This is a genomic window from uncultured Bacteroides sp., from assembly GCF_937912035.1.
Classification (GTDB): domain Bacteria; phylum Bacteroidota; class Bacteroidia; order Bacteroidales; family Bacteroidaceae; genus Phocaeicola.
Genome location: NZ_CALDPF010000031.1, coordinates 1 through 13,607 on the forward strand (window position 1 = coordinate 1; position 13,607 = coordinate 13,607).

The 13,607-nt window shown below is 36.2% G+C and carries 11 protein-coding genes; 9 read left to right on the forward strand and 2 right to left on the reverse strand.

Annotation, left to right across the window (positions count from 1 at the left end):
• The first annotated feature begins 206 nt into the window (after window positions 1-206).
• From miaA to Q0486_RS05685, 7 genes are all read left to right on the forward strand, one after another.
• Complete coding sequence (gene miaA, locus Q0486_RS05655) at window positions 207-1,121, forward strand: tRNA (adenosine(37)-N6)-dimethylallyltransferase MiaA (protein WP_299231067.1); 915 nt, start codon at window positions 207-209, stop codon at window positions 1,119-1,121.
• Window positions 1,122-1,163: 42 nt separating this feature from the next.
• A complete protein-coding gene (locus Q0486_RS05660) occupies window positions 1,164-2,096 on the forward strand; it encodes a YegS/Rv2252/BmrU family lipid kinase (protein ID WP_299231069.1) in 933 nt (310 codons plus the stop codon).
• Window positions 2,097-2,163: 67 nt separating this feature from the next.
• Window positions 2,164-3,375 (forward strand): OprO/OprP family phosphate-selective porin, encoded by a 1,212-nt coding sequence (locus Q0486_RS05665; RefSeq protein ID WP_299231071.1) that lies wholly within the window; start codon window positions 2,164-2,166, stop codon window positions 3,373-3,375.
• An 89-nt stretch (window positions 3,376-3,464) separates the two neighbouring features.
• Complete coding sequence (gene serS, locus Q0486_RS05670; protein WP_299231073.1) at window positions 3,465-4,739, forward strand: serine--tRNA ligase; 1,275 nt, start codon at window positions 3,465-3,467, stop codon at window positions 4,737-4,739.
• Between the two features lie 243 nt (window positions 4,740-4,982).
• The gene (locus Q0486_RS05675) at window positions 4,983-6,926 is read left to right on the forward strand and encodes a glycogen debranching enzyme N-terminal domain-containing protein (RefSeq protein WP_299231075.1); all 1,944 of its coding nucleotides are present in this window, start codon (window positions 4,983-4,985) and stop codon (window positions 6,924-6,926) included.
• A 15-nt stretch (window positions 6,927-6,941) separates the two neighbouring features.
• Entirely contained in the window at window positions 6,942-8,210 is a 1,269-nt protein-coding gene (locus Q0486_RS05680) for a glycosyltransferase family 4 protein (RefSeq protein WP_204393049.1), read from the forward strand.
• A gap of 20 nt (window positions 8,211-8,230) precedes the next feature.
• Complete coding sequence (locus Q0486_RS05685) at window positions 8,231-9,634, forward strand: glycoside hydrolase family 57 protein (RefSeq protein WP_299231088.1); 1,404 nt, start codon at window positions 8,231-8,233, stop codon at window positions 9,632-9,634.
• A 153-nt stretch (window positions 9,635-9,787) separates the two neighbouring features.
• Here the strand turns inward: Q0486_RS05685 and Q0486_RS05690 are convergent, their stop codons facing one another.
• Window positions 9,788-11,170 carry a DUF4270 domain-containing protein gene (locus tag Q0486_RS05690; RefSeq protein ID WP_299231090.1) on the reverse strand — a complete coding sequence of 461 codons (1,383 nt, stop codon included), beginning with the start codon at window positions 11,168-11,170 and terminating at the stop codon, window positions 9,788-9,790.
• Between the two features lie 69 nt (window positions 11,171-11,239).
• On the reverse strand, window positions 11,240-12,061 hold the full coding sequence (locus Q0486_RS05695; RefSeq protein ID WP_299231092.1) for a glycogen/starch synthase: 822 nt from the start codon (window positions 12,059-12,061) through the stop codon (window positions 11,240-11,242).
• 289 nt (window positions 12,062-12,350) lie between these two features.
• On the opposite strand from Q0486_RS05695, the gene panC reads away from it, so the two are divergent.
• Together panC and panD are read left to right on the forward strand one after the other, a co-directional pair.
• Complete coding sequence (panC, locus tag Q0486_RS05700) at window positions 12,351-13,196, forward strand: pantoate--beta-alanine ligase (RefSeq protein ID WP_299231094.1); 846 nt, start codon at window positions 12,351-12,353, stop codon at window positions 13,194-13,196.
• Window positions 13,197-13,209: 13 nt separating this feature from the next.
• Window positions 13,210-13,560, forward strand: coding sequence for an aspartate 1-decarboxylase (gene panD / locus Q0486_RS05705; RefSeq protein WP_299231096.1), 351 nt, complete (start codon window positions 13,210-13,212; stop codon window positions 13,558-13,560).
• Window positions 13,561-13,607 lie beyond the last annotated feature (47 nt).

The window sequence follows — 13,607 nt, forward strand, 5'->3', positions numbered from 1 at the left end:
ATGACAACGAAATCGGTTACTCTAACAAAGTATTGGATTTGATCGCTCACATGGCTTCTGTAAACTGCTAATAAGTAATACGAAACCAAATATGAAGAGCTACTCTGATTTTCAGGGTGGCTCTTTTTTTATGCTCATTTTGTATCTTTAAAGTAAAATAAACTATCTTTGTAGACATAATTTTCAAGAATAAATATAATTACTATATGAAATATGATTTTATAACCATATTGGGGCCTACCGCATCTGGAAAAACAAGTCTGGCTGCTTCTTTAGCCAAAGAAATTGATGCAGAGATTATTAGCGGTGACAGCAGACAGATATATCGTGGAATGGATATTGGTACAGGAAAGGACTTGAAAGATTATGTAATTGGTGGATATACTGTACCATATCATTTGATTGATATAGCTGATCCTGGTTATAAATATAATGTATTTGAATACCAAAGAGATTTCTTAAACGCATTCGGGAATATAACATCCAGAGGTAAGAATGTAATATTGTGTGGAGGTACTGGAATGTATATTGAGTCTGTTTTAAAGGGATACAAGCTTATACCTGTACCTGAAAATAGTGAATTAAGGGAGAAACTTGCTGGTAAATCGTTGGATGAACTAACGGAAATTCTGTCAAAATATAAGAAGTTGCATAATTCTACAGATGTTGATACTACTAAGCGTGCAATAAGAGCTATCGAAATAGAAGAATATTATTTGAAAAATAATGTAGAGGCACGCAGCTTTCCTGCTTTAAATAGTTTAATTATTGGGGTGGACATTGACCGTGAACTTAGAAGAAAGAAAATATCCGACCGTTTACGCCAAAGACTAGATGAAGGGATGGTAGATGAGGTTAGAAGATTATTGGATTCTGGAGTTCTTGCAGAAGATCTTATTTATTATGGATTGGAATATAAGTATCTTACTCTTTATGTGACAGGCAAAATAACTTACAACGATATGTATATGCAGTTGGAAACAGCAATTCATCAATTTGCTAAACGTCAGATGACTTGGTTTCGAGGTATGGAAAGAAGAGGATTTACGATCAACTGGATTAATGCGGAATTGAGTATGAAACAGAAAATTGAGGCAATTAGAAGTCTGATGAATGTATGATGGATATTAGGTAATTTATATTATAATAAAATTTTGAAATTTATGGCAGTTGAACCTAACAGATGGGGAGTAATTTACAATCCCAAGGCCGGAAGTAGAAAAGCTCAAAAGAGGTGGGCTAAGATCCGTGAATATATGGATAGTCAGAATGTAATGTATGACTATGTGCAATCTGAAGGTTTTGGTTCTGTAGAACGTCTGGCCAAAACGTTGGCTAATAATGGGTACAGGACTATTGTTGTTGTAGGAGGTGATGGAGCTATAAATGATGCTGTAAACGGGATAATGCAGTCGGAGGTAGAAAATAAGCATTCAATAGCATTTGGTATTATTCCTAACGGTATCGGAAATGATTTTGCAAAATATTGGGGGCTTGACTCTGACGATTATAAGGGGGCAGTTGATGTGCTTATTAACAGACGTCTTAGGAAGGTAGATGTAGGTGCATTGGAATATTTTAATGGGGAAACTCATGTCATCAGATATTTTTTGAATGCTGTATATATGGGCTTGGGAGCTAGAATAGTGATGATAACTAATGAAACAAAACGTTTTTGGGGAATTCCACTTATATCGTATTTGTCGTCTTTGGTTTTAGTGGCCTTCGAACGAAAATTGCATAGGATGCATATTAAACTTAATAATGAACATATTAAAGGACGAATTATGGCTGTTTGTATCGGCAGTTGTAGAGGGTATGGGCTTACTCCTAGCGCTGTTCCATATAATGGTTGGCTAGATGTATCAGTTATATACAGACCACAACTTAGGGAACTCATTTCCGGGTTGTGGATGCTTCAGCAGGGACGATTGTTGAATCATAAGATTGTTAAGCCGTACAGAACTAAATCGATAAAAATCCTTCGTGCCAGAAATGCAGAAATAAGCATTGACGGACGTATATGGACCGATAAGCATTATCCCTTTGAGGTTTCTATAATGCCTGAGGCACTTACATTGATAATACCACGATAGTCAAATTTTCTGTTGAACATTTTGTACTATACCATTGTTAATTAATAATAATAATCATTTATATTTTATGCTTAAAGTATTCTCTTCCGGTTGTAATTGTTTTTTAGTAATAGTATTGTTTTTGTTCAGTGGAGTAAATGTCGGTTTGAATGCTCAGGATTTTTCTTTAGTGCCTGCTGAAGAGAAAACATTACTTCAGCGTGTGACTGATGGCAGACGTGACATTGACTGGGCTAACATGAATATCCAGTTTTGCACTGCTGCTGATGCGGCATTTACCAATGGCTCATTCGATAATATGGCTTTTAAGGTACATCGTGTCAGATTGGAAGTTCTTGGAGCTTTCAGGGAGAAGTTTTCATATCATTTTAGACAGTCGTTCAATAAATATACAAATCCTAATATTCCGTTGGATAACCTTGCCGGTTCGGTGGAATTAGCTATGGTTGGGTGGCAGCTGAGTGATCGTTGGCATCTCACTGCGGGTAAGCAGCCTGTACAGTTCAGTGGATATGAATGTTGGGTTAATGCGATTAAAGTAAGGCATTATTCTGATTTCAATAATACCATACCAGCCTATCAGGTAGGATTGAATATGGCATATAGTATCAACCAAAATCAGATGTTGAATTTTCAGGTCACAAATAATAGAAATTCGACTATAGAAGATCAATTTATGTATAAACTACCAGTAGGGGTAGAGGATTCTAAAATTCCTGTTTTAGGCACAGTAAACTGGGAGGGTTTTTTTGTTGACCGCGCCATGCAGCTGAGGTATTCACTTTCATACGGACAATTGGCAAAGGGAAAGAATATTTTTTATTTTACTTGTGGAAACGTATGGGATAAAAAGCCTTTTCTCGGATATATTGATTTTATGTATTCTCGCGAAGGTTTGGATTCAAAGGGACTAGTGACATCTGTTTATGATACTGAAGATAATACTGCAGTTACAGCAAGGAATGTTGAGTATTTTACTACGATAGCAAATCTTGATTATAGGGTTTCTCCTCATCTCAACTTATATGTAAAAGGAGCATACGAACTAGGAAATATTTATAAATCATCTGAAGAATTTCAGGCAGGCAACTATCGAAGAACATGGAATGTACAGTTCTGTGCTGAGTATTATCCTATGTCAGACAGCGAATTGATAGTATATCTTCATTTGCTTCACAAAAACATTCATCTGACTGATATTGCAAGAAAGTATGGAGCAAATAGCTATAATCAGCAACGCATTTCTTTAGGATTAGTATATACTTTGCCTGTTTTCTGATTAAAAAGTTTGGTCTCTCTGTATAATTGATAAAAAAAATATATCTTTGCATATCTTTTTATATGGAACGTTTATAAAAGTAGAAAAATATGCTCACTATTAAACAAATTACAGAGGATACCGATAAGGTAATTCGTGGACTTGAGAAGAAACACTTTGCAAATGCAAAAGAAGCGATAGCAAAAGTTTTGGAATGCAACGATAGAAGACGTAACGCTCAGAATCAATTAGATAAAAATCTTGCTGAGGTAAATTCTCTTTCAAAGAGTATTGGAATGCTGATGAAAGAAGGCAAGAAAGAAGAAGCTGAAGCTGCAAAGAATAAGGTTGCCGAGTTCAAGGAAGCTAGCAAGACATTGCAGGCTGAAATGGATAAGGCTTCTGAAGAAATGCAGGAAATTTTATATACTATTCCTAATGTTCCTTACGATGAAGTGCCTGAAGGTTCATGCGCAGAAGATAATGTGGTTGTAAAGCATGGTGGTATGGAAACTGAGCTTCCAAAGAATGCGTTGCCACACTGGGAACTTGCAAAGAAGTATGATTTGATAGATTTCGATCTAGGTGTAAAGATTACAGGTGCTGGTTTCCCTGTTTATAAAGGAAAGGGCGCCAGATTGCAGAGAGCCCTTATTAATTTCTTCCTTGATGAAGCACGCGCTTCAGGATATGAAGAAATCATGCCTCCTACAGTTGTAAATGCTGCTTCTGGTTATGGTACAGGTCAGTTGCCAGATAAAGAAGGTCAGATGTATCATTGTAACCTAGATGATTTGTATTTGATACCTACAGCTGAAGTTCCTGTGACAAATATCTATAGGGATGTGATTCTAGACGAAAAGCAGTTGCCAATAAAGAATTGTGCGTATACTCAATGTTTCCGTCGCGAAGCAGGTTCATATGGTAAGGATGTTCGTGGTTTGAACCGTTTGCATGAATTCTCTAAAGTAGAGTTGGTAAGAATAGACAAACCTGAACATTCAAAACAGTCTCATCAGGAAATGTTGGATCACGTAGAAGGATTGTTGAAGAAGTTGGAACTTCCATATAGAATACTTCGTCTCTGCGGTGGTGATATGAGTTTTACAGCTGCAATATGTTATGACTTCGAAGTATATTCAGAAGCCCAGCAGAGATGGTTGGAAGTAAGTTCTGTTTCTAATTTTGATACTTATCAGGCTAACCGTTTGAAATGTAGATTTAGAAATGCAGACAAGAAGACTGAACTTTGTCATACATTAAACGGTTCGGCTCTTGCTTTACCAAGAATTGTTGCAGCTTTGTTGGAGAATAATCAAACTCCTGAGGGTATTAGAATACCAAAAGCTTTGGTTCCGTATTGCGGTTTCGATATAATAGATTAAAATATATAACATGATGAAATCCCGGTTAATCCGGGATTTTTTTATATTGGTACTTATTATAAATATGCCCGTTAACATATTTATAATAAGTATTTCAGTAATGATTTTTTATTTGCTGGAAAAAAGTAACTATTTTTGAAAAAAAACGTGTTTTACGTTTTGATTTGATTTTTTAATTACTAATTTTGGGGTGAGATTTATAACATATTTATTGAACTATTTAATAACCTTAATATAACATCTATGAGTTATTTACGTTTTGATAAAACTCTTATGACGAATTTGGAAGAATCTTTACCGCGTGAGATTCTTCGTACAAATCGTTCCGGGGCTTACCATTGTTCTACAATAGTAGATTGTAATACTCGCAAGTATCATGGACTGTTAGTTATTCCTGTACCTGAATTGGATGACGAAAATCATGTACTGTTGTCGGCAATGGATGAGACAGTAATACAGCATGGTGCTGAATTTAACCTGGGACTTCATAAATATCATGGAGATAATTTCAGTCCGCGCGGTCATAAATATATCCGTGAATATGAGTGTGAAAAAGTCCCTACAACATGGTATCGTGTTGGTGGAGTAATCTTGAAGAAAGAAAAGGTCTTCGTTCATCATGAAAACCGTATTCTAATAAGATATACTTTAGTTGACGCACATTCTGAAACAATATTAAGATTACGCCCTTATCTGGCTTTCAGAAGTGTAAGAGAATATACTCATGAGAATTCACAGGCTAGTAGGGAATATGATGTGATAGATAATGGAATCAAGACACGTATGTATCCTGGTTATCCTGAGTTGTATATGCAGTTCAGTAAGGAAAACGAATTCCATTTCATTCCGGATTGGTACAGAGGTATAGAATATCCCAAGGAGCAGGAACGTGGTTATGATTTTAATGAGGATCTTTATGTCCCTGGTTATTTTGAATTTAAGATAAGTAAAGGTGAAAGTGTTACATTCTCAGGTGGTATTTCTTCTGTAGATACTTCTAAATTGAATCAGCTGTTTGCAGATGAAGCAGAACAGAGAACTCCTAGGAAAGACTTTAAAAACTGTCTTATCAATGCTGCTCACCAATTTTTGAATAAACAGGATAGTGAATCATATATTTTGGCTGGTTATCCTTGGTTCAAGTGTCGTGCCAGAGATATGTTTGTTTCGTTGCCAGGTCTTACATTGTCTATTGGAGAGGTCTCAAAATTTGAGATGATAATGGAGACTGCCATAAAAGCTATATATGCATTTATGAATGGTGAGAAATCTACATTGAAAGTTTATGAGATTTATCATCCAGATGTCCTTTTATGGGCTGTTTGGACAATACAGCAATATGCAAAGATGGTTTCAAGAGATGCTGCTAAAGAAAAGTATCTTGGATTGTTGAAAGATATCATGACATATTTGCTTGATGGTAGACATCCTAATCTTGAAGTAAGAGATAACGGATTGGTATATGCAAACGGCAGAGACAATGCTATTACATGGATGAACTCTACAGTGAATGGTCGTCCTGTTGTGGGAAGAACGGGATATATAGTAGAATTCAATTCTCTTTGGTATAATGCATTGTGTTTCACCGCTGATATAATGGCTGAAGTTGGAGATAATGACTTCTCTTACCGTTTGAAATCTTTGTCTGAAAAATCCGGAAAATCATTTATTGATACATTCTTGAATGAATATGGTTATCTGTTGGATTTCGTTGATGGTGATATGATGGATTGGAGTGTCCGCCCTAACATGATTTTTGCAGCAGCGTTTGATTATTCTCCACTTGATGCAAAACAGAAAAAGGGTGTAATAGATATTGTTACAAAAGAATTGCTTACTCCTAAGGGACTTCGTTCGTTGAGTCCGAAAAGTGGAGGCTACAATCCTAACTATGTAGGACCTCAGATGCAGAGAGACTATGCATATCATCAGGGTACTGCATGGCCTTGGCTTGAAGGTTTCTACATGGAGGCTTACTTGAAAATATATAAGAGAAGCGCTATCTCTTTCTTGTGGAGACAGTTTGTTAGCTATGAGGATGAAATGACGTGTCACTGTCTGGGAACACTTCCAGAGTTGTTTGACGGTAATCCACCTTTTAAAGGTAGGGGAGCAGTTTCATTTGCAATGAACGTTGCGGAAATTCTTCGTGGCTTGTATTTGTTGGATAAATTTGAGAATCAATAAAGAAGGAGGAGTTTTATGAAAGTTTTAATGTTTGGTTGGGAATTTCCTCCAAAAATATACGGCGGTCTTGCTGTCGCTTCCTATGGTATAACCAAGGGACTAAGTTTACAAGGCGATGTTGAAACAGTGTTTTGTATGCCTAAACCGACTGGCGATGAGGAAGGATTCCTGAAAATAGTTGGTATGAATCAAGTGCCTATAGTATGGCGTGATGTGGATTACGATTATCTTAAATCTCGTCTGCATGCAAAAATGACGCCTGAGGAATATTATGCATACCGCGATAAGATATATGCTGATTTCTCATACATGAATGTCAACGATTTGGGATGTATGGAGTTTGCAGGCGGATATCCTGGAAATTTGCATGACGAAATAAATAATTTCTCAATCATTGCAGGTGTTGTTGCAAGACAGCAGCAATTCGATATTATTCATGCTCACGACTGGTTGACATACCCGGCTGGTGTTCATGCAAAAATGGTTAGCGGAAAGCCTCTATGTATTCATGTTCATGCTACAGATTTTGACCGCTCACGCGGAAAAGTCAATCCTACTGTTTATTCAATTGAAAAGAACGGTATGGATTATGCCGACTGTATAATGTGTGTGTCCGAGTTGACTCGTCGTACTGTCATTAACGAGTATCATCAAGATCCTAGAAAGGTATTTGCCGTGCATAATGCAGTTTATCCATTGTCGCAGGAATATCAGGATATACCACGTCCGGATCACTCTAAAGAAAAGATTGTTACTTTCCTTGGACGTATCACAATGCAGAAGGGACCGGAATATTTTGTTGAAGCGGCAGCTATGGTATTGAAACGTACACGTAACATTCGTTTCGTGATGGCAGGTTCTGGAGATATGCTGAATGCTATGATTAATCTGGTTGCAGAACGAGGTATTGCTGATCGTTTCCACTTCCCTGGATTTATGAAAGGTAAACAGGTATATGAGGTTTATAAAAACAGTGATGTTTTTGTTATGCCTTCTGTTTCCGAACCTTTCGGTATTGCTCCATTGGAAGCTATGCAGTGTGGAACACCTTCTATTATTTCCAAACAGTCAGGTTGTGGTGAAATCCTAAGTAAAGTTATAAAGACAGATTATTGGGATATTCATGCTATGGCAGATGCCATATATTCAATATGTACAAATCAATCACTGTTTGAGTATCTTCAGAAAGAAGGAAAGGCCGAAGTTGACGGAATCACTTGGGAAAAAGTGGGTCTGAAGGTTCGTTCTTTGTATGAAGATGTTCTGAGAAATTATAATAAGTAAAATATTAGTCTTAAGTTGATATGAAAACAATCTGTTTATATTTTGAGATTCATCAAATAATACATTTGAAACGTTACCGTTTCTTTGAAATAGGCTCAGATCATTATTATTATGATGATTTTGCCAACGAACAGGGTATTAATGAGATAGCTGAACGTTCTTACATTCCGGCTTTGAATACCCTTATTCAGATGGCAAAAGAAAATGAAGGAGCATTTAAAGTAGCTCTTTCCATTTCTGGTGTTGCCCTTGAACAATTGGAAATCTATGCACCGTCAGTAATAGAATTATTACATGAATTAAATAATACCGGATGTTGTGAATTCTTGTGCGAACCTTATTCTCACGGGCTTTCTTCATTGGCAAATGAAGATTGTTTCAAGGAAGAAGTTACCCGTATGCGCAAGAAAATCAAGGACTATTTCGGCCAGGAACCAAAAGTATTCCGTAACTCAAGCTTGATTTACGACAACGAGATTGGTGGTATGGTAGCCAATATGGGATTTAAGGGAATGCTTATAGAAGGAGCAAAGCATGTTCTTGGTTGGAAGAGCCCTCACTACCTTTATCATTGCGTAGAGAATCCAAATTTGAAACTTTTGATGAGAGACTTCAAACTTTCTGATGATATAAGTCTTCGTTTCTCTAACAGTGATTGGAGCGAATATCCTCTGTTTGCGGATAAATATATTGGTTGGATTGATTCTATGCCAGAAAGCGAACAAGTGATAAATATATTTATGGAATTGTCAGCTCTTGGATATTTCCAGCCATTGTCTTCAAATATCCTCGACTTTATAAAGGCTCTTCCTATCTGTGCTAAACAGAAAGGTATAACTTTCTCTACTCCTACAGAAATTGTGTCAAAACTAAAATCTGTAGATGCTATGGATGTTCCTTATCCGATGTCTTGGGTTGACGAGGAAAGAGATATCAGTCCATGGTTGGGTAACGTAATGCAGCGTGAAGCTTTCAACAAGCTTTATAGTGTGGCTGAAAGAGTTTACTTGTGTCAGGATAAGAGAATCAAGCAGGATTGGGATTATCTGCAGGCTAGCAATAACTTCCGCTTTATGACAACAAAAGATAGTGGAGTTGCTTTCAATCGTGGAATCTATGATTCTCCTTTTGACGCTTTCACTAACTATATGAATATTCTTGGTGATTTTATTAAGCGTGTAAATTCACTTTATCCTGTTGATATGGATAATGAAGAATTGGGCTCTTTGCTTACAACAATTAAGAACCAGGGTGCGGAATTAGTTCAGCTTAATGATGAAGTTGCAAAATTACAGAAGAAGCTAGCTGATGCTGAAAAGAAACTGGCAAAGTCAGATAAACCTGTTGCTAAGAAGACTGCTTCAACTACCACTAAAAAGACTGCCAAATCAACAGCAAAGAAAACAGTAGATTCTGGTAAGTGATTGTAATAGTGTTAAATGATATTTTAAGGCTGCCTATTTGGGTAGCCTTAATTTTTATGTTTTTACATTAGTAGATTATAATAAAAAAAACATGTGACACAATTTCAAATCTGATGTCACATGTTTTTTTATTATAAAGCTTTATTAAAGTAATTATTTTACAGGTCTTGTGTATATAACCTCAATTTTAAGATCTTCTTCGCTTTCTTCTCCACCAAATAGTCTTGCTGCATTTATTTCCATATCATGCGAAACACCTATGATATTTCCTTCGGCATCAGTTTCTGTAGTTACAGGAATTAGCATTACTTTATTTCTGTCTTCAGAGTCGTTCTCACCAGATCTGATTTCTGTGAAAATATTACTTATAAGACGGTTGAGCTTAGAGAATGTATATGAATTAGTGTTGCTGCTATATGTTCCAAGGAACGATGTCTTATTATCGTAAGTTTTGTTATTTTCAAAGAAGGTGTTCATATCTCCTTTTCTAACCATTAATACATTTTGAGGAATGCCCATTGGATAATTTCCTGAATTTTCATTTCCCGCAAATCTGTATTTTTTTATTGACAGAGTAACAGAATTAAGTGTGTCGTTTTGATGTGTATTATAAATTTCGTCAATAGGTAATTCTATTTCTGTACATAGTCCAGCTGGCGTTTTTAGATATGTATGTCCTTTTTCATTTGCCAGTTCATCAAGTCTTTCTGAATTTTCCAGTCTTGTAGACATCAGAATCTCTTTACTGGCTGCAAGTATAGAATTACCATGAGCTACAGAGTCTAATTCGCCAGTTGATTCTCTTTCAACAAGATAGTCAATATTCAATCTTAACCATATATCTTTTATATACACTACTGAACCGTCGCCCTGAATAGTGTGTACATAAAATCCTTTCAATACATTATTAATAAATGAATAAGCGTCTTTAAAATTATCTTTATTGGCTCTGTACTGGGTTTCTATGTATTTACCGAAATCTTTACCTAAATCTATGTTTATGCTAGGATAGTATGTATCGGTATTTCTTAATGAGTCACTTACCGACAAGTCAACGGCTGCATAAGATTTTGTAGCTAATGGAGTTTTTGTCTCATCGTAAAATCCTTTTGGATCATATGATGTATAGTAAAGTCCAGTATCACTATCTTCTATAATTTTATTCAGCGTATCTACTTGAACAGTAAGTGTAGCAAGTGAATCACCATAAAAATCTGTATAGTACAACTCAAGTGATGCTCCAGTAATTTCCTTCAGATGCTCTGGTAGTTCGAAGTTTTCCGGGCAATTGATTTGGGTTATGAAATCTGCAGAATATTGTCCAAAGTCAGAATCTGTATATTTACCCAAATATGCTTTATTAGTACGTGAATATACTTTTTCCAGTTTGTGAGTTTTCGAGGTAACCTTGTATGTGTCGGAATAAGCTTCTATTTTGTCAATGTTTGAAACGAAATCTCCAATACCTGTTGTGGAGTCATCGCAACTATAGAGTGCCGCTGTAAGAGATAATACAGCCAATAACTTGAATTTCATACTGTTATATATTGGTTATAAAAATGAATCAATGCAGCGTAAATCTACATTGATTCATTATGGATTAATTTATTCATTTTCTTCCAAAACCTTATCATACAGAGAGTTGCATGCATCAGCATAAGCTTCGAATCCCTGTTGGTTTTCCACCACCGGTTTGTTCAAACTTCTAGCATAATCCAGCAATTCAGGATTTACATTCTCACCATTTTGTATTACTCCATCTGAGTACGCAATAGCAAGTTTACATAGTTCTGTGTATGATACAGGATTATTTATCATGCTCAAATCATCGGATGTTATTTCCTTGAACTTTAGTTGTTCATTGAAATTTTCCACAAAGTTTGATTTGAATCCATCATCGTAAATAGAGAATACCACTTTTGAGTCACGGAATGAAGGTTCGTCGTAATACGCTTTTTTTATGTATAGTGGTACTACAGCACTCATCCACCCATGGCAGTGAATAACATCCGGACACCAACGTAGTTTCTTTACAGTTTCCAGTACACCTCTAGCGTAAAATATTGCTCTTTCTCCATTGTCTTCGTATTCATTTCCATTCTCATCTGTTGTCATAAGTCTATGCTGGAAATAATCATCGTTATCAATGAAGTATATCTGTCTGCGTGCTGCTTGTACAGATGCCACTTTTATAATAAGAGGGTGGTCTGTATCATCAATTATCAAGTTCATTCCAGACAGTCGGATTACTTCGTGCAATTGATTTCTGCGTTCGTTTATGATACCCCACTTAGGCATAAATGTTCGTATCTCACGACCTTTGTCTTGAATTGCCTGTGGAAGATTTTGCCCGATAAGCGAAAGCTCGCTTTCAGGTACGTAAGGAGTAATTTCTTGTGTAATGAATAAAACTTTCTTAGCGCTCATGTTATTATTTAATGCTCAAAAATGTTTTGCAAAGGTACAAAAAAAAGGGTATATTTAAAAATGCTGTTTCAAATAAATCCTTATAGTATGTTAATTAGCTTATTGTTTTAATGTAAATGGTATGTTTTTTCTGTGTTTTAAGTGTGGATAGATGATAAATACTGCACTTTTTTATGTTTATCTTTCATTATGTGGTAAATAATGGTTTACTTTGCACCCGATTTCAGGAACTATATAATAGCTCTGTGTATAGACTAATATAGAAGAATAGTATAAACTATAAGAAGAAATGAAGTTAATTCAGACAATCAGTGAACTGCGCAATGAGTTGCAGGCAGTTCGTAAGCAAGGAAAGTCAATAGGTTTGGTCCCTACTATGGGTGCTTTGCACGACGGTCATGCTTCTTTGGTAAAGCGTGCTGTTAAGGAAAATGATGTAGTAGTGGTCAGCGATTTCGTCAATCCGACACAGTTTAATGACAAAAATGATTTGTTGAAATATCCGAGAACTCTCGAAGCGGATTGTGCTTTGTTGGAGAAACATGGTGCGGCATTTGTTTTTGCTCCTTCTGTAGAAGAAATTTATCCAGAACCTGATACACGCCAGTTCTCTTATGCACCGCTTGATACAGTAATGGAGGGTAAGTATCGTCCTGGTCATTTTAATGGTGTATGCCAAATTGTTAGCAAACTGTTTTTGATCGTAGAGCCTGACAGGGCATATTTCGGTGAGAAAGATTTCCAGCAGCTTGCCATTATTCGTGAGATGGTTCGTAAGTATCCTTTCAATCTTCAGATTGTAGGATGTCCTATTGTGCGTGAGGTTGACGGATTGGCGTTGAGCAGTAGAAATGCTCGTCTTTCCTCGGAACAGAGAGTACAGGCTTTACAGATATCTAAAGCCTTGTTCAGTAGTCTTGAATTTGCCAAGAAGCATACATTGGAAGAAACCAGACTGTATGTTGAAAACTATATTGCAGAGGCTGACGGATTGCAGCTGGAATATTTTGAGATAGTTGATGGTAATACTTTACAACCTGTTACAGATTGGAATGATAGTGCTTACATTGTTGGATGTATTACAGTGTTCTGTGGCGATGTAAGATTGATTGATAATATAAAATATAAAGAATAAATTCTATGTAGTTATGATGATAGAAGTTTTAAAATCGAAAATACACCGTGTCACTGTTACTCAGTCAAACCTGAATTATGTTGGTAGCATTACTATTGACGAAGATTTGTTGGATGCTGCAAACATTATTCCTGGAGAGAAAGTACATATTGTTGATAATAATAACGGCGAAAGATTTGAGACTTATGTAATTCCTGGAGAGCGTGGTTCTGGTTGTATTTGTCTTAATGGGGCTGCTGCGCGTAGAGTACAGGTGGGAGATATTGTGATAATAATCTCATACGCTCTTATGGATTTCGAGGAAGCCAAGACTTTCAAGCCTTCGGTTATTTTCCCTGATACATGTTCTAACAAGCTTGTATAATTGTACTTATTGTTTTTATAAAAAGAAATGCGCTTTGATGTCTTTAA